This window comes from bacterium (genome assembly GCA_030649025.1).
GTDB lineage: Bacteria > Patescibacteriota > Minisyncoccia > JAUYLV01 > JAUYLV01 > JAUSGO01.
The window spans coordinates 1-15,703 of the sequence record JAUSGO010000023.1; the positions used below are offsets into that span (position 1 = coordinate 1).

Here is a 15,703-nt window from a genome sequence, read left to right on the forward strand (position 1 = left end):
CCTCCATGGTCTATTTATCTCAGAAACTTAGGTGAATAAATATTGTATGCCCGGGTGGCGAAACTGGCAGACGCACTAGCTTCAGGAGCTAGCGCCCGCAAGGGCATGGGAGTTCAAATCTCCCCCCGGGCACATATTTTAGAAGATGAAACAGACGCATCCCGTTCGGCGGGACACCCGCAAGGGCATGGGAGTTCAAATCTCCCCCGCGGCACCAAAACACGACTCAATGTTTATTATCATGGCGGCCTAGGTGTGTCGGGCATGACTATATTTTGAATATTATGACCAAACGAAAGGATGTGCTTTTAAGTGCAACAAATGCTATTGATCAAATACTTTCAATGTTAAATGTCATAGAAAAGCATAAGAAAGAAATGCTAAGTGACATGATTTTTAAAATTACCGAAGTTGATGGTAAATCCTCCCCTCCATATCTTTCCAAGAAAGTCTATAAAATCAGATTGGCAGAGAATGAAAAGAATGCTGGATTAGTTCAAGATCATGTTTTTACAAGGAAGGGGCTTATTCAAAAATTACTTAAAAATCCCACAAGGAGTAAATACATACTCAAAAATGCTATCAGCTGTACCGTCACAAAAGAAGAGCATAATAAGTTAAGTGCGATTAAAAATGCTGATGGCTGGAAACGATATAAAAAAGCTGGTATTAAGGTTTATTCTAAACAATCCAAGAGTTGGATAATCTAAATTTTCTCTAGAATACATACGACCAAGATGCACCAATAATCTCTCCCTCTCATGCAAATTAAAGAACTTGGACATGTGGTGTTGTATGTAACGGATTTGAAGCGGTCGGCGGATTTTTACAAAGATACGCTCGGGTTCCGTGAGATAACCCGCGGTCAAGGAGCTGCGGTATTCTCCTCGGGAAGAACACATCATGAATTGCTTCTCATAGAGATAGGTGGAGAACCCGTCGCACATCGCGAACCAAAACCCGGGCTGTATCATATTGGTTTCAAAATCGGCGACTCGCCCGAAGATATCAGGGAGGCCTTTCGTGAACTTCAGGAAAAAAACGTCACCATTATCGGCACCGGAGACCACACCGTAACGCACAGCATCTATATTTTAGACCCCGACGGAAACGAACTGGAACTGTATGCCGATGTTTCCGATATTTGGAGGAAAGACCCTAAATCTATCATGGCGCCGGTAAAGCCGCTCAAGATTTGATTAACTTTATTTTCAATGGAAAGAAAACCTGATGTGGAAAATGAATACGCGCAATACGAAAAAGCGCTTAGGGAAATAAAAGAACTTCTCCCGCTCTTCTTGCCAAATACGGACAATTTCCTCACATTCAATGCAGATAGGGATAGGGGGACCAGCAGCGGCGATAGGGTTATTTTGGGCGCGATAGTTGCAAATGATGTTTTTTCAAACGAACTACTTCCCGCCCTGCGTATTCTAGCCCAAACAGAGAATGACCTCATGCCGCTTGTGCAGAGGGCTGAGGAATCCCGAGACGGCAGAGAACGATGGAAAATAGTTCTTGAGCTTAAGTCCAGAATAAAATAGGTTCTTACACGTATTAAACACGGAAAGAGATGAATACGGAATTTTCCGAACCGAAATTGTATACGACGGGACAGGAACTTTTTCCAGATTTAGAGCGCCTTATTTGTGAGGCAAAGAAAGAAATACTCGTTTCGGTCTATGAATTCACCCAAGATACGATAGGAAAGAAATTTTCCAAGATTTTTGGTGAGGCCGCTCGTCGTGGCGTCCGCGTCCGCGTCCTTTTTGACAATGTGGAGCTCTTGCGCGACCTGAACGAGTCCATACGAGAAAACCTGCAGATGCTTGGAGTAGATGCCATTATATTCCGCCCTCTCAAGTCTTGGCTTCCTTGGCATCCGCTCATGGCGGCTTGCCGTAACCACGTGCGCCTATTGCTTATAGACCGAGAGATTTTTGGTCTTGGCGGAATGTCATTTACGGGAACGAGTCTGGCACGCCAGGATCTTTTCCTGCTTTCTCGGACAGAACATGCCTCGGATATCGCCGAGTATTTTGAAAAGCTCTGCCGGCTTGCTTTCAGGCCATCCCTGCCTCAGACGCTCTCCATGGAGAAGAGCGCCGCAGCACTGCCAGGATACACTCTGCTTACGTCTGGGCCGCAGAGACGCGACAGAGAGATCTACCGGTGGCTTGAGAACGCCATCCGCAATGCAAAAAAGTATATCGGCATCGCAACACCGTTCTTTTTTCCCGATAGACGCATCCTTAAACATCTTGCTCAAGCAAGCCGTCGCGGAGTAAAAATAGAGATAGTAACTCCCCTGCGCACCGATAAACCCCGCTACGACTGGTTCCGCGCCGTTCCAGTGCCATACCTTACGCGCCGAGGCGTTCTGTGGCACGGCTCACGGGAGTACTTTCATTCAAAATGCTGTATTGTAGATAACCAATGGATGTTCGGCAGTGCGAACATAGACATCTTTGGCATTGAGCGAAATTACGAGCTCAATGTGTGCGGCAATGAGAAAAAAATGCATGATATGCTTGAGAGGCATCTTGTGCAACTGAAAAAGGGTGCCGCCACCATCACCACACAGCCAACCCCCTTATACATCCACATTCTCATTATACTATTCAGTCGTTTGGCAGAATTTATTCTTAAACTTACTTAGGTTCACATAAATAATTCATTATGACCTCCACATTACAATCGCAGACTCCTTCGCGAAATCAGAACCGGCGCAGAAAGCATGGTGAAAGAAAATGGCCAGAGCGCAGCAAAGGGTTTTCTCAGAGCGGTCCGCGCCACCAAAAAAGTCCAGAGCACTCAAGCCGCGATCTGAAGCGGAGAATGCGCCTGCCCAAGCGCCGCCCCATCATTGAGGGAGAAGGAGAACAGCGAAGCATCATACTTCCCCGATCCAACAATCTTCGCATCATTCCCATCGGCGGTCTGGGGGAGATAGGAAAGAACATGACGGTGCTGGAATACGACGGACGCATTCTTATCGTTGACATTGGATTGCGCTTCCCTGAAGAGGATATGCCCGGCATTGACTACATCATACCCAACATTGAGTACCTGAAAGGCAAGGAAGACCAGATAGAAGGCATCGTCCTCACTCATGGCCACATGGACCACATTGGCGGGCTTCCGTATGTGTTGGAAAAACTGAAATACCCGACCATTTATGCAGCCGCGCTCACGGTGGGTATCGTTAAAAAACGCCTCGAAGAGTTCAAACATCTGGCAAAGCCCGATATAGAACTCATCACGCGTAATTCCCATCTGGATCTAGGCCCGTTCCGCATTGACGTCCTGCACATCAACCACAACATCCCCGATGCCGTAGCGCTCGCCATAGAGACGCCTGTGGGCACCGTGGTACATACCGGGGACTTCAAGATAGACTTTGATCCGTTCATTGACAAGCCCGCAGACCTGGAGAAAATAAAGCGTATCGGCGATCGGGGAGTTTTGGCGCTGCTATCCGATTCTACCAGCGCCGATCAGGAGGGCCATTCGATCTCCGAACGTACTATTTATGAGAACTTGGAGAAAATAGTCTCCGAGGCCAAGGGCCGCATCATTGCGGCAACCTTTTCCTCTCTCATCAACCGCGTACAGCAGCTTATTGAAATAGCGGAAAAACAAAATCGCCGCATCTTTTTGCAAGGCTTTTCCATGCGTACGAATGTTGAAATCGCGCGGCAGCTTGGCTATGTAAAATACAAGGATAGCACGATGATCGTCGACGGCACGGAGGCGAACAAGCTTCCGCCGGAACGGGTCATTGTGCTTGGCACCGGAGCGCAGGGAGAAGGAAACGCGATGCTTATGCGTATTGCGTCGGGTGAACACCGATTCATCAGGATAGAGAAGGGCGATACGGTGGTGTTCTCTTCATCGGTCATTCCCGGAAACGAGCGGAGCGTGCAGATGGTAAAGGACCTGCTTGCAAAGCAGGGAGCAAAGATAGTCCACTACCAAATGATGGATGTGCATGCCGGAGGCCACGGCCGTAAAGAAGATTTAAAACACATGATACAGATGGTGCGTCCCCGCTACCTCATTCCGGTACACGGCAATTTCTATATGCTCAAAATACACGGCGAAATAGGGCAGGCCGAGGGTATACCCGAAAAGAACGTTCTTTTGCTTGAGAACGGCAACGTGGCGGAGTTCACGTCCAAACACGAAGCCAAAGTCCTTAAACAAAAAGTTCCGGCGCACTATGTGATGGTTGACGGCCTTGGCGTGGGAGATATCCGCGAAGTAGTATTGCGCGATCGCCAGACGCTTGCGTCCGACGGCATGTTCGTCATCATCGCGATCATAGACTCCAAAACCGGAAAATTACGTGGAGAACCGGATATTATCACGCGGGGATTCGTATACATCAAGGAATCGGGTCGCCTTATCAATGAGGCGAGAAAACGCGTCATAGACATCATTACGAAAACCGAGGGACCGAAACACGCCATCAATTCTCCATTCTTGCGCGACAACTTACGCGACCGCATCGGCGAGTTTCTGTTCATAAAAACAGAACGCCGCCCGATGATATTACCAGTTATTATTGAGGTATGACCGAGATGTCAAGACCAATCCCGCCAGAACAAGAAGGATCGCCCTTCCATGAACCGCTGGAAGAAGGTGGGTTTTCTTATAAGATAAAAAAGTTAAAAAGCAACCCAAATAAACTTGTACGGGAGCATCAATTAAAGCCAATCAATGTCGATGTCATTGACCCCGAGGAATTTAAGAATGCCCTCGAACACCACCGGCGCGGAAAGAGGCTGTTTGAAACGTTACGCGAGCGTTATGGTTTGCACGTTCCCGCAATGGACCTTGTAGTTGGAAGCTACGAGAGCCGACAGCCAACGATGTTTACCGTTGTTGACCGGATCGAAGGCCGCTCTCTTGCCAAGCTTTCCAAAGAACTGTCGCCGGGGGATAAAGAAGATCTTGGTAAAAAACTTGATGAATTTTATACCGGACTCCTACTCCATTATCGTGACGTCTGCAAAGAAGGTGGCGACTACTGGACAGATTTTTTTAACGGACAACTTGTCTATGGCCGCCGACACGGTGAAGATGCCGACGAGGTATACATTGTCGATGTCGATCCGCATTTTAATACGCACCGGAAAGACTCCGAAGAAACCGGGTTAAAACCTTTTGAAATGTTTTCGGAATGTTGGGGCGCCATTCATCAAGCAGAGGAATATTTCGGTATTCGGATGGAAAAAGCAAGGCATACGCTTGAGAGCGCGCTCGATGAGATACCGGAAAACGAACAGCTCGATTGGATTGTCAGTTACATCAAATCTCAACTAAACTTTGCGCCGCCCGATGATTCTGCCGGTTATTATTGAAGTATAAAAAAATCGGGATTTCTCCCGATAAAACCTACTCAAGAAAGCCCGAGATAAGACATTGCGCGAACCGAAATTGAGCCAGGAGGACTAATACCAGAACGGCAGGAGCCGTCACTGTGATGATCGGCACAAAAATGAACGGCACGATCCAATTGGCGTCCGGCGATCCAGCGAGGCAAAGCAGCCCGTAGGTTGCTGCGACAACGACCAGAACCACCGCTACGGTGAAAAGAAAGCCAAGGAGAAGCGTCCGGAGGAGATTCAGGCTCAAGTCATACTCTTTGTCAGCTTCTGCCTTCTGCCATGCTTTGCCTCGCCGAACTTGAATCGGCAATCTCCAGACAAGGATCTTCCATAGAATATCCAGATATGCGCAAATAACGATGAAACAAAGAACATTTTGGAGCATTTTTACCCCCTAGAACCTGGTCCCAGAATAGCGTAACTGACGGGTATGTCAATTCCTTTCTCAGATTTTCAAAAACTGGACCTTCGTATCGGTGAGTTTTTACTTGTCGATCCGTGCGGCACGACCATTAATTGCGTGGAATAAAAAAAGCCGAGACATGTCTCGGCTTTGCTAGCGGCGAATGGTCATGCGTGTAAGGATGCTTGGAAAAAAGTCCACGACGACCAATATCAGCACAGAAGCGTTGAGTTCTGCGAATATCACCACCGTCGTCACATTCAACGCAATAGATGGTTGCCAAGAGCCGTCGAAAAACTTAATAATTCCCATAACAAGAGCGAGCCAGATGGCGGGCGGCACAAGAACAAGGGCCATGGAGAAAACACAGTTTAAGACGTTGCGCAGTCCTTTCTTAAAAAAAACCGAGACATCTTCCCAGGCTTTTACCTCCTTCTTCCGTTCATCTTCCCAGATTCTGGAAGTTTCGCCAACGATCGGCAGCCTCCAGGCTAGCACGCGATACGTGCCATAGATGGCAACAAGCCCCGCAAGGTTTAAAAGAACATCTAGCATCGTAGCCTCCTTTTAGAGAAGACTGCCATAAAATAAACTCCATGTCAATCCCATTCTCTGACTTCAAAAAACTGGAGCTTCGCGTCTGCATGATTCCTCACAGCCGAGCGCGTACCGAATAAAAAAGTCGGGATTGCTCCCAACATGATCACTGCGGTGGCTCGGAACGAATGGCGTAGTATAGCAGCGCGCCAATAAAATAAAACAAAGAGCCGAAGCCTGCAAGAATGGCAACTACAGCCAAAACGTCTGGCGCCACCCAACTCGTGTCAAGAAGCAGGATGAGGCGGGTGGTACTCAAGGAGATCAAGAGAGCCGCGATGAGAAGCGAAAGAGTAAAGGCTGACGAAAGCAGCCGGTCACGAAAAGTGGCAAAGCGTATAAACCTGTCCTCCCTGAGACTCGCCGCTAACTCCTCCTTCCATATCAACTCATGCGTCCTGAGAGCCGGCAGACGCCACTTGAGAATTTTCCATACCGCGACCACATACGCGAAAACTGCAATGAGACAAAGAACATTTTGGAGCATTTTTACCTCAAAAAAGAGTATACAACATAACTCAAAGACATGTCAATCCCATTCTCTGACTTCAAAAAACTTGAATTTAAAATAGGCACCATCCGCTCCGCAGAACGCATCGAGGGTTCCGAAAAACTTCTGAAACTTACCGTTGACCTTACTTCCGAGACGCGCCAGGTCATTGCGGGCATCGGCAGGATACACGCGCCGGAGAACCTCATTGATACACAATGCGCCTTTATTGTGAACCTTGAACCGCGCATGTTAATGGGCCTTGAGTCGCAGGGCATGTTGCTTGCCGCTTCCGATGAGAACGGCAACCCGGTGCTATTGAGACCGGAAAAAGAAGTTGCCTCCGGGACACCGATACAGTAAACTGTCAGTATGGAGCAAAGGCAAAAAAAAGACCTCGTTTTCAGTGGCATCAAGCCCACAAGCCGCCCGCACCTGGGAAATTATTTGGGTATGATCAGGCAGGCCGTAGAACTGCAAAGCGTGCATGAATGCATCTACGGCATCGTTGATCTGCATGCTATCACCAAGCCCCAGAAACCTGAAGAACTTTCGCAACATACGCGCGACATTGTGCTGGACCTCCTGGCACTGGGGATTGATCCTAAGCGCTCCATCCTCTTTGTACAATCGCACGTACCGCAACATTCGGAGTTGGCCTGGATATTCAATACCATCACTCCCCTCTCCTGGCTTGACCGCCTGGGGCCATACAAGGAAGAGATCGAAAAAAACCCAAAATTCAATCAAGTAGGGATACTGGACTACCCGGTGCTGATGGCCGCCGACATCCTACTTTATAAAGCAACGATTGTACCCGTTGGAGAAGACCAGCTTCCGCATATTGACATTGCAAACGAGATCGCAAAACGCTTCAATCACTTGTTCGGCGCAACTTTTGATCCAATAAAGCCTGCCCTCACAAAAAGCCCGCGCGTCATGTCGCTGAAAGACCCAAAAAAGAAAATGTCCAAATCGGGAGACGAGAGCGTTTCTCTTGGTGATACTCCCGATATGATACGAAAAAAGATCATGAGCGCAGTTACCGATTCGGGAAGCGAGATACGCTATACTCCGGGGGCAAAACCTGCCATCTCAAGCTTGCTTACCATTTATAAGGAACTTTCGGGGAAAGATACAAAGTCGCTGGAAAAAATGTACGCGGGCAAGGGATACGGAGAATTCAAAAAAGACCTCGCCGAGGTCGTTGTGGAGTATTTTGCCCCTTTCCGTAAAAAGCGCGCGGAACTTGAGAAAAACCCTCAATACACTCGCGAGGTCTTGCAAGATGGAGCGAGACGTGCTACAATATTAAGTCAGCAAACTCTTAATGAAGTTAAAAAACGTATTGGTTTCTTGAGTTACTGACAAAAAGAGGGGGAGAAATCCAATGGAGATCAGGAATATTCGTGAACGAAATCGGATTGCCGAGCGTCTTTCCGAAATGAGTGTCCCACTCGATCTTTTTCGGGCCCATGTCCGAGGACTGGCGCACCGATCTGACGTTAGTCCGCGAGAGAAACAGGCAAGGAAAAAAGCGCTGCGAATGCTTGAAAAGAGGGCAGACGCATACCGAGATGCTCTGAAACGATTTGCCGCAACCAGATAACGTTCTTTTCAAAAAAAGCTTAAGTAAGAAAAAACATCCGGTCATCCGCAAGGATGGCTTTTTTTATTCTTTGTTTCGCATAAGCAGTTTAAGCTCCTCGAGCTTTCGTTCTAATAGTTCTTTCGAGTTTGCTTCCACGCAAAGGCGCAGGAGCGGCTCGGTGTTGGAAAGCCGCGCGTTAAACCACCACGTATCGTACTCCACGGTCAGACCGTCAAGCCAGTCTTGCTTGCCATCCTGATATGCGCCTGAAAGTTCCTGAAGTTTGGCTTCTTTGTCGTTAACCGAAAAATTCATCTCTGGCGTTTTAGCATATTTCATAAATGGCCTAAGTGCCTCTTTGAGCGTTTTTCCGGACCTGGTAAGAGCCTGGCAAACCCTAATGAGCGTGAGCATGGTGGATTCAACTCCCCCCAGCTCTTTGTAGGCATAATGCGTGGACATCTCGCCCCCAAGTATCGCTCCGGTCTCCTTCATTTTTTCCTTGATGAGCGTATGGCCGATCTTCGATCTAATCGGCTTGCCACCGTATGAGAGAATCGTCTCCGGCACGATATGCGAGCAGTTGACCGCATAAACCACCGCGGAACCCGGAGACAGCGCAAGATATTCTTTTACAAGGAATGCAAGCATGATGTCTCCCAGAACCACCTGTCCGTCAGAAAGAACGAATCCGATGCGGTCGCCATCTCCGTCAAAAGCGACTCCAAAATCCACCGCATGTTCCCGCATGAGCGCCTTGAGGTCCACAAGCGTTTCTTCCTTCAGGGGGTTTGCCTCATGATTCGGAAATGTGCAGTCCGGCTCCAGATATAGTGAATGCGCCTCAATGCCAAGTCTGCCAAGAAACTTCGGAAGCACGACACCTATCATGCCGTTTCCGGCATCAATGGCGATGTTAAATTTCTTTAGATGTACGCCCTGGGTCAATGAGTCAAGATATTGACGAAGAAAATTTGCTTCGGAAAAACTACTTTCCGGAACAGGCTCCCCGAATTCTTCTTTCATGACAAGATCACGGAGCCCTCCAAGCCCGGTATCAAGTCCTATGGCGACCGCCTTCTCCTTCACAACCTTGAAACCATTGTATTCCGCAGGGTTATGGGAGGCGGTTACCATGATGCCGCCTGCGGCCTCGGAAGCATTAACTGAAAAATAAAAAAGCGGCGTAGTAACCAGTCCTATGCCGATAACATCAGCACCTCCATCGCGGAGACCCCGAATAAGTTCCTTTGTAAATTCCGCAGAAGTCGGTCTGGCGTCCTGGCCGACAACAGCCTTGCGGTTCTCTGGGTTCTTTAAAAACAGTGCCGCAAAGCCGCGCCCCACCGCATAAGAAAGTTCGGACGTTATTTCGCTTCCTGCTATGCCGCGAACGTCATACGCCTTGAATATCTTCGGATTGACCTGCATACAGAAAAACTATAACATGAGAAGGATTATGTTATCAATCGGCATCGTCGGCCTTCCTAATGTAGGAAAATCAACACTGTTCAAGGCGCTCACCAAAAATCCGGTGGATATTTCGAATTATCCGTTTTGCACTATTGACCCAAATGTGGGAATCGTGAAAGTTCCCGATGAGCGCTTGGAAAAACTTGCCGTCCAGTTTAAATCGAAAAAAGTAATCCCCACGATTGTGGAATTCCATGATATCGCGGGCCTGGTGAAAAACGCCTCCAAGGGCGAGGGGCTTGGCAACGCTTTTTTATCGCACATAAGGCGTGTGGATGCGATATGCGAGGTCGTGCGCTGTTTTCAGTCTGGTGATATTGTGCATGTGGAAGGCTCGGTGGACCCCGAACGCGACATGGGTATTATTCATTTGGAACTTATTCTGGCGGACCTCGAGCTTGCCTCCAAGGCCTTATCTAAGGCGGCTTCCGAAGCAAAATCAGGCAAGGCGGACATGATAAAACGCCGTGATATCCTGCAGAAGATTGTGGGCACCCTTGAGGAGGAGAAGTTGCTTTCTACCGTGGCATGGCATGAAGATGAGCTTCTCGTCGTGAAAGAACTGAATTTACTCACCATAAAACCATGGCTTGTCGCGTTCAATCTTTCCGAGGAGGATATCCGGGAAGATGGGTTTAAAAAAGCGAGACAGGAAGAGGAAACGCGCTTCAAGAATACGTTTCCGGAGCTAAAGAACTTCGGACTCGTTTACATCGCAACGAAATTCGAGCAAGAGCTTTCGGAACTCACGCCCGAAGAGGCCGTAACATATCGCAAGGAATTCAACGTATCGGAACTCTATAAAGGCATTGACGGGCTTATTGAGAAGGGGTATGAAACGCTCAATCTTATCACATTTTTAACAACTGGGGAAGATGAAACGCGGGCATGGACCATAACACGGGGCTCTACCGCTCCCCAGGCGGGTGGGCGCATTCATAGCGACTTTGAGGAAAAATTCATCCGTGCGGAAATAATCCCCTGGCAGGAACTTTTGGAATGCGGCTCATGGGCAAAGGCGCGGGAACTTGGTAAAATAAAAACCGTCGGCAGGGATCATGTTATGAACGACGGAGACGTAATTGAAATCAAGATATAATTTCCAATATCCAATTCAAAATTTCCAATGGGTCAAGCCTTGATTGGACATTAGATATTAGATATTGGGCATTGCGTGTATACCGTAATCACTCTCGGCGGCTCGCTTATCGTGAAAGACGAGGTGCGAACAGATTTTTTGAAAAAATTCAGGCCCTTCATTTTACGATTCCTTAAAAAGGGCCGTAAATTTGTGATTGTGGCAGGCGGCGGTAAAATATGCAGGAAGTATCAGCAGGCGGCTGCTCAAATCTCAAGAATTCCGAGCGATGATATGGATTGGCTCGGCATTCACGTGACTCGCCTTAATGCGCAACTTCTCCGAACCGTCTTTTTGAAAGAAGCGTACCCAGAAATCATAGAAAGCCTTTTAAAGCCGATTCGCGGCAAACCGAAACTCATATTCGCCGCTGGGGTACGCGCGGGAAATTCAACGGATTATGTCGCCGTTATGTTGGCACGCCGCTTTAAGGCAAACCGCGTCATCGTCGCGGGAACCTATGATGCCGTCTATGACAAAGATTTTGAAAAATATCCGAACGCAAAGCGTCTTCTGAAACTTAGTTGGAAGACGTATCGAAGTCTTATAGAAAAAAAATGGCGTCCCGGGTATCGAGCGCCTATGGACCCTGTCGCCGCTCTCGCAGCGCAGAAATTCGGCATTCGGGCCGATATCATCAAAGCAGAAAATTTAAAAAACTTCTCCCACTGTATAGAGGAGAAGAGTTTTAGAGGTTCGGTTATATATTAAGGACCGATGCGTCGTAAGCACATTTTTTATTCGGGGGCCTTTCCTGTTCCTTCCAGCAATCCCTCTTTCTCCTCCCCTTCCACGATGCGTTGTGTACGATCTACCATGAGGGAGAGGCGTTTTTCGGTTGTTTCGTACGCTCCGCGGGCATTCGTAAGATGGCCGCCGAGCTTACGAAAATCTTCTTCAAGCTTTGCGGCGTCTTGCAGGACTCGCGCAAGACGTTTTTGTATTTCCTGCGTCTGTCGCGACACGCGTACGTCTTTCCACCAACGGCTCAGAATTTGCAACGTAAGATAGAACGTGTTTGGCGAGACAAGAAGAATCTTTTTCTTCCGGGCGTACTCCGACATATCCACGTCTTTGAAGTTATTGACGATCTCGTAATAGACGCTCTCGGCGGGAATGAAAAGCAGGGCAAAGTCGGTCGTGCCCTCGGCAGGCAGAACGTATTTGGCGGATACCGAATCTATTTCACGCTTGGCATCTTCCAAGAACAACTTCTTAGAGGCCGCCTTTTCGGCTTCCGTTTCGGCGCGCATATAGCGCTGGAAATTTTCCAGCGGAAATTTTGAATCTATGGGCAAAAGCTTGCCGTCGGGAGTTTTAATGACCGCGTCCACCGCCTCGCCGGATTTAAAGTAGTGTTGCTCTTCAAAAGATTCCTTTGGGAACACTTCATCCAGAAGATGTTTGAGTGCCGCTTCGCCCCACTGTCCGCGTAATTTTGGGGTTTTCAGGATATCCTGGAAAGAGGAAATTTCTTTCATCGAACCGCGTACTTCCTGCAAGGCGCCCGACATCTGGGTGATGCCGGCGGTGAATTCCAGCATCTGTTTGTGCACCGCCTGTCCCGAGCGCTCCAACGCTTCACGATTGCTCCCCAGATGCGTAGCCATCTCCTGCCGGATGGCGTTCACCTCCTGCGAAAAGCGGCTCCCCAGAGCATCCTTAAAACCCTCCATGCGTTGCAGGAGGTCTTTTAGTTCTTGGGCGGCATCAACTGCGGGCTTCCGGCGCGAAAGGAAATAAGACGCTAAGGATCCAGCGGCCACGGCAAGAACAACGAGAAGTATTACGGTGAGCGGTTGCATATGTCCAGAATACCATGCTGGTCAAAAAGAAAAAAGCTGTTTTAAGACAGCTCGGCGTCCATCCATATGTAGCGCCCCTATTATTTTGCAAGTAATTTCTCCGCCCGCTCTAGATCTTGCGGGTATCCGATTGGGTGCCAGAAAGAGGCTTTTACAACTTTTATCTGCGTACCGCTCTGAGCTACTTTCACCAGCGTTTGCGGAAGACCTATTTCACCGTTGGGTATGCGCACCGGCTCATGCTGGAAATATTCCTCCCCCATCACATACGCCCCGCAGTTGGCAAGTTTTGTAGTAGGATTTTCAGGGTTTTCAACGATATCTTTTAGATAGCCGGAGCGGTCGCACCGAACTACGCCGAATTTCTTGGGTTCACTGACTTCCTTTGCCAATATTGCCCAGGGATGTTCAACGATCTGCTCAATATCCTGCCTCGCGTACAAATCATCCCCCATCATAACCAGAAATCTCTTGTCGAGCGTGTGCCGCGCCTGTTCTAATGCATGCGCCGTACCTCCAAGCTCGCGCTGTTCTATATAGCGAACGGGTATGTCGTGATATTCATCACCAATATGCCGCCATATTTTCTCCCCGTGATAACCAATAACAAGCACGATCTCGTGCGCAATTGGTGAAATAAGGTCAAGCGTATGTTCCAGAATTGGACGCCCCGCAACCATAAGCAAAGTCTTGGGCTTAAAGTCCGTAAGCGGCCGTAATCTGATACCACGTCCTGCCGCAAGAATAACTACTTGGATGCGAGAATGCATAAGATGGAAATTTCCAATATCTAATTTCCAATTTCTAGTGACAGATTTTGATTAGATATTTGGTATTAGGTATTGGAGATTGGCGATTTCAGCAGAAATCTCCAGGGGTATTCCGCGCAATGTTTTGCATAGTCGACACCGACGCGTGGTAAAGCGAGAACATGCGAAGACGGAACGTTTTCTCCCCTATCCTCAATGGTGAGTGTACTTCTGCCAAGCATCTTCCCATTCAGGGCACCTGTGATGCCAAATGCCTGACATAGCTTTCCGGGACCATTGGTGAGACTCGGCGCATCTCCACCCTTTTTCTTCCTATTCTTCATCATCGCTGGAAGACCCTGCACAGGAATTACAGTTCGAATGAGCACTGCGGCGGGATACCCTTTGCGCTGGGTGACAATATTTAAGCACCAATACATGCCGTACACAAGATATATGTAAAGCGTCCCCGGAACCCCGTACATCACCTCGGTGCGCCTCGTGCGCCCCTTTGACGCGTGACATGCCAGATCGTCTTGGCCGATATATGCCTCCACTTCGCTGATCTTGCCGGAAAGGACCGTGCCATCTACTCTACGCACGAGGTATTTGCCCAACAGGCTCCTGGCGATCCGAAGCGTCGGTTTTGCAAAAAATGAGCTAGGAAGTACATGCATTGCCGTATCTTTTTAAAAAAGAGGCCTATGATGCCTCTCCGGATTATCGTTAAATTTGTTACGTGAATCTATTCCGCGGGAATCATTGCGGCATCTATCACATCGGGATAGCCTTTAAAAATTGATATGAGCTGGCGAAGGTCGCGGACTGTCCCTGCCCGGAACGAAACAATGTATGTGTTCTCCTGGTCCTGTATTACACCTTGCACTTTTGTGTTATGTCTTGCCGCGATATCAGTTAACGTCGAGCGCTCCACTCCTTCACGGATAGTTACAAGAAGGCTGTCGGAAACAACTTTTATGCCTTCTCCTCCCGAAGTAACGCGTTGGGATGTTACAGCGTCTTTTACAATTCCGGCAACGGTATCTCCCCCGTGCCGGCGCAAAAGCACAAAAGTAATAACAAGAACCAAGGCGGCAAAAAGAACGCCTATGGCAATAATGATTCCGATGGTCTTCTTGCTCACTTCATTCCATCGCATGTTCTTTATGATATTTCAAAAAAAATGAAACGGAAAGGTATATTATGCACAAGAGCATTTTATGCGCTTTTGACCCCCCGTACACTGACCGCCCAGCGTAAATGAATATCCTTGGCGCGTTTGGGGAAAAAAACGTCGTCGTAATCGAACCACAGCCGCATAAATACTTCTTTGAGAAGCTTGCGATGCCGTCCGGTATCCGGATCGGCCAATACTACATGGTTCTTGCCGACCTCGACAACAACGCTGAAGTGTCCCATGTAGCCGTGCATCATCCATGCGATGATTGTGGGGATTCTTTTACGATAATTTTCCCGGAGGTCCTTCCATGAATTCCGCGAACGAGCCGAAACAGAAAATCCAAGCTTTTTTAGCGCACGGATAAGGTCGTCATTCGACATGCCATTTCGGTCTAAATTGCATGCCCGCATAAGCCGCGCCCGTGAGAACGTCCTATCGTAAAAGCGCCCAACCATAGCAACGCACGTGGGACCGCAATCATGGCCATTTTTCTGTTTTAGAACGGGAATAGAGAGCATATCCTTATCTTGTTTAACAGCTCATTGTGCACCGGTTCCCGGTAAAATTCAAGTGCGCCGGAAAACCCTGCAATGAAAAAAGCCCTCCCGAAAAAAGGCTGATACGAAAAGGATGCCGTCGCTCTCCTGTACAGTTTCGTTTCTGAAGTGATGTTTTCCTTAAATAATGAGAATTAAAAATCCACGCCGCTAGCATGCGTCGTGGATGATGCTTGATTCAAGAGCCTGGCGCATCCTTTCGAAGATAAAATCTCGGGGGACTGATAACCTTATATCGCTTGTCCCGCTCAACCTTACCATCGCCTTCGACTTTTACAACTTCTATTTTCACCTTTCGTGATTCCTCGTTTTTCACCGGATCAGCAG

Annotated in this window: 19 protein-coding genes and 1 tRNA gene; 11 read left to right on the top strand and 9 right to left on the bottom strand. The window is 48.3% G+C overall.

Annotated features, from left to right (window positions below):
- Positions 1 to 48 precede the first annotated feature (48 nt).
- From Q7S09_03075 to Q7S09_03105, 7 genes are all read left to right on the top strand, one after another.
- A tRNA-Leu gene (locus Q7S09_03075) sits at positions 49 to 132 on the top strand.
- Positions 133 to 284: 152 nt separating this feature from the next.
- Complete coding sequence (locus Q7S09_03080; protein MDO8558146.1) at positions 285 to 710, top strand: hypothetical protein; 426 nt, start codon at positions 285 to 287, stop codon at positions 708 to 710.
- 51 nt (positions 711 to 761) lie between these two features.
- Positions 762 to 1,199: a VOC family protein gene (locus Q7S09_03085; protein MDO8558147.1), complete on the top strand. Its 438-nt coding sequence runs from the start codon at positions 762 to 764 to the stop codon at positions 1,197 to 1,199.
- Positions 1,200 to 1,214: 15 nt separating this feature from the next.
- Complete coding sequence (locus Q7S09_03090; GenBank protein MDO8558148.1) at positions 1,215 to 1,544, top strand: hypothetical protein; 330 nt, start codon at positions 1,215 to 1,217, stop codon at positions 1,542 to 1,544.
- Between the two features lie 29 nt (positions 1,545 to 1,573).
- Positions 1,574 to 2,659, top strand: a complete 1,086-nt coding sequence (locus Q7S09_03095; GenBank protein ID MDO8558149.1) for a phosphatidylserine/phosphatidylglycerophosphate/cardiolipin synthase family protein — start codon at positions 1,574 to 1,576, stop codon at positions 2,657 to 2,659.
- A gap of 20 nt (positions 2,660 to 2,679) precedes the next feature.
- The gene (locus Q7S09_03100; GenBank protein ID MDO8558150.1) at positions 2,680 to 4,578 is read left to right on the top strand and encodes a ribonuclease J; all 1,899 of its coding nucleotides are present in this window, start codon (positions 2,680 to 2,682) and stop codon (positions 4,576 to 4,578) included.
- Positions 4,575 to 5,366, top strand: a complete 792-nt coding sequence (locus Q7S09_03105) for a hypothetical protein (protein ID MDO8558151.1) — start codon at positions 4,575 to 4,577, stop codon at positions 5,364 to 5,366. The genes Q7S09_03100 and Q7S09_03105 overlap by 4 nt, the downstream gene beginning before the upstream one ends.
- Before the next feature lie 34 nt (positions 5,367 to 5,400).
- Here Q7S09_03105 and Q7S09_03110 read toward each other — a convergent pair whose 3' ends face one another.
- The 3 genes from Q7S09_03110 to Q7S09_03120 form a co-directional block, all read right to left on the bottom strand.
- The gene (locus Q7S09_03110) at positions 5,401 to 5,778 is read right to left on the bottom strand and encodes a hypothetical protein (protein ID MDO8558152.1); all 378 of its coding nucleotides are present in this window, start codon (positions 5,776 to 5,778) and stop codon (positions 5,401 to 5,403) included.
- Between the two features lie 171 nt (positions 5,779 to 5,949).
- The gene (locus Q7S09_03115; GenBank protein MDO8558153.1) at positions 5,950 to 6,351 is read right to left on the bottom strand and encodes a hypothetical protein; all 402 of its coding nucleotides are present in this window, start codon (positions 6,349 to 6,351) and stop codon (positions 5,950 to 5,952) included.
- A 148-nt stretch (positions 6,352 to 6,499) separates the two neighbouring features.
- Complete coding sequence (locus Q7S09_03120) at positions 6,500 to 6,880, bottom strand: hypothetical protein (GenBank protein MDO8558154.1); 381 nt, start codon at positions 6,878 to 6,880, stop codon at positions 6,500 to 6,502.
- A 39-nt stretch (positions 6,881 to 6,919) separates the two neighbouring features.
- On the opposite strand from Q7S09_03120, the gene Q7S09_03125 reads away from it, so the two are divergent.
- Both Q7S09_03125 and trpS read left to right on the top strand, forming a co-directional pair.
- A complete protein-coding gene (locus tag Q7S09_03125) occupies positions 6,920 to 7,246 on the top strand; it encodes a methionine--tRNA ligase (protein ID MDO8558155.1) in 327 nt (108 codons plus the stop codon).
- A 9-nt stretch (positions 7,247 to 7,255) separates the two neighbouring features.
- The gene (gene trpS, locus Q7S09_03130; GenBank protein ID MDO8558156.1) at positions 7,256 to 8,251 is read left to right on the top strand and encodes a tryptophan--tRNA ligase; all 996 of its coding nucleotides are present in this window, start codon (positions 7,256 to 7,258) and stop codon (positions 8,249 to 8,251) included.
- A 304-nt stretch (positions 8,252 to 8,555) separates the two neighbouring features.
- Here the strand turns inward: trpS and Q7S09_03135 are convergent, their stop codons facing one another.
- Entirely contained in the window at positions 8,556 to 9,905 is a 1,350-nt protein-coding gene (locus Q7S09_03135; GenBank protein ID MDO8558157.1) for a phosphomannomutase/phosphoglucomutase, read from the bottom strand.
- Between the two features lie 28 nt (positions 9,906 to 9,933).
- On the opposite strand from Q7S09_03135, the gene ychF reads away from it, so the two are divergent.
- Complete coding sequence (ychF, locus tag Q7S09_03140; GenBank protein MDO8558158.1) at positions 9,934 to 11,046, top strand: redox-regulated ATPase YchF; 1,113 nt, start codon at positions 9,934 to 9,936, stop codon at positions 11,044 to 11,046.
- Positions 11,047 to 11,121: 75 nt separating this feature from the next.
- Positions 11,122 to 11,796, top strand: coding sequence for a UMP kinase (gene pyrH, locus Q7S09_03145; GenBank protein ID MDO8558159.1), 675 nt, complete (start codon positions 11,122 to 11,124; stop codon positions 11,794 to 11,796).
- A 26-nt stretch (positions 11,797 to 11,822) separates the two neighbouring features.
- On the opposite strand, the gene Q7S09_03150 is transcribed toward pyrH, so the two are convergent.
- From Q7S09_03150 to Q7S09_03170, 5 genes are all read right to left on the bottom strand, one after another.
- Entirely contained in the window at positions 11,823 to 12,890 is a 1,068-nt protein-coding gene (locus tag Q7S09_03150; protein ID MDO8558160.1) for a DNA recombination protein RmuC, read from the bottom strand.
- Positions 12,891 to 12,970: 80 nt separating this feature from the next.
- The gene (locus tag Q7S09_03155; GenBank protein MDO8558161.1) at positions 12,971 to 13,660 is read right to left on the bottom strand and encodes a nucleotidyltransferase family protein; all 690 of its coding nucleotides are present in this window, start codon (positions 13,658 to 13,660) and stop codon (positions 12,971 to 12,973) included.
- Positions 13,661 to 13,725: 65 nt separating this feature from the next.
- Entirely contained in the window at positions 13,726 to 14,316 is a 591-nt protein-coding gene (locus Q7S09_03160; GenBank protein MDO8558162.1) for a DNA-3-methyladenine glycosylase, read from the bottom strand.
- Positions 14,317 to 14,384: 68 nt separating this feature from the next.
- Positions 14,385 to 14,798 carry a hypothetical protein gene (locus Q7S09_03165; protein MDO8558163.1) on the bottom strand — a complete coding sequence of 138 codons (414 nt, stop codon included), beginning with the start codon at positions 14,796 to 14,798 and terminating at the stop codon, positions 14,385 to 14,387.
- Between the two features lie 59 nt (positions 14,799 to 14,857).
- A complete protein-coding gene (locus Q7S09_03170; protein ID MDO8558164.1) occupies positions 14,858 to 15,337 on the bottom strand; it encodes a cysteine peptidase family C39 domain-containing protein in 480 nt (159 codons plus the stop codon).
- Between the last annotated feature and the right edge of the window lie 366 nt (positions 15,338 to 15,703).

Excerpts from the sequence above, each read along its gene's own strand:
- Q7S09_03080 (MDO8558146.1), top strand. The coding sequence starts at position 285 with ATGACCAAACGAAAGGATGTGCTTTTAAGTGCAACAAATGCTATTGAT.
- Q7S09_03085 (MDO8558147.1), top strand. The coding sequence starts at position 762 with ATGCAAATTAAAGAACTTGGACATGTGGTGTTGTATGTAACGGATTTG.
- Q7S09_03090 (MDO8558148.1), top strand. The coding sequence starts at position 1,215 with ATGGAAAGAAAACCTGATGTGGAAAATGAATACGCGCAATACGAAAAA.
- Q7S09_03095 (MDO8558149.1), top strand. The coding sequence starts at position 1,574 with ATGAATACGGAATTTTCCGAACCGAAATTGTATACGACGGGACAGGAA.
- Q7S09_03100 (MDO8558150.1), top strand. The coding sequence starts at position 2,680 with ATGACCTCCACATTACAATCGCAGACTCCTTCGCGAAATCAGAACCGG.
- Q7S09_03105 (MDO8558151.1), top strand. The coding sequence starts at position 4,575 with ATGACCGAGATGTCAAGACCAATCCCGCCAGAACAAGAAGGATCGCCC.
- Q7S09_03110 (MDO8558152.1), bottom strand. The coding sequence starts at position 5,778 with ATGCTCCAAAATGTTCTTTGTTTCATCGTTATTTGCGCATATCTGGAT.
- Q7S09_03115 (MDO8558153.1), bottom strand. The coding sequence starts at position 6,351 with ATGCTAGATGTTCTTTTAAACCTTGCGGGGCTTGTTGCCATCTATGGC.
- Q7S09_03120 (MDO8558154.1), bottom strand. The coding sequence starts at position 6,880 with ATGCTCCAAAATGTTCTTTGTCTCATTGCAGTTTTCGCGTATGTGGTC.
- Q7S09_03125 (MDO8558155.1), top strand. The coding sequence starts at position 6,920 with ATGTCAATCCCATTCTCTGACTTCAAAAAACTTGAATTTAAAATAGGC.
- trpS (MDO8558156.1), top strand. The coding sequence starts at position 7,256 with ATGGAGCAAAGGCAAAAAAAAGACCTCGTTTTCAGTGGCATCAAGCCC.
- Q7S09_03135 (MDO8558157.1), bottom strand. The coding sequence starts at position 9,905 with ATGCAGGTCAATCCGAAGATATTCAAGGCGTATGACGTTCGCGGCATA.
- ychF (MDO8558158.1), top strand. The coding sequence starts at position 9,934 with ATGTTATCAATCGGCATCGTCGGCCTTCCTAATGTAGGAAAATCAACA.
- Q7S09_03150 (MDO8558160.1), bottom strand. The coding sequence starts at position 12,890 with ATGCAACCGCTCACCGTAATACTTCTCGTTGTTCTTGCCGTGGCCGCT.
- Q7S09_03155 (MDO8558161.1), bottom strand. The coding sequence starts at position 13,660 with ATGCATTCTCGCATCCAAGTAGTTATTCTTGCGGCAGGACGTGGTATC.
- Q7S09_03160 (MDO8558162.1), bottom strand. The coding sequence starts at position 14,316 with ATGCATGTACTTCCTAGCTCATTTTTTGCAAAACCGACGCTTCGGATC.
- Q7S09_03165 (MDO8558163.1), bottom strand. The coding sequence starts at position 14,798 with ATGCGATGGAATGAAGTGAGCAAGAAGACCATCGGAATCATTATTGCC.
- Q7S09_03170 (MDO8558164.1), bottom strand. The coding sequence starts at position 15,337 with ATGCTCTCTATTCCCGTTCTAAAACAGAAAAATGGCCATGATTGCGGT.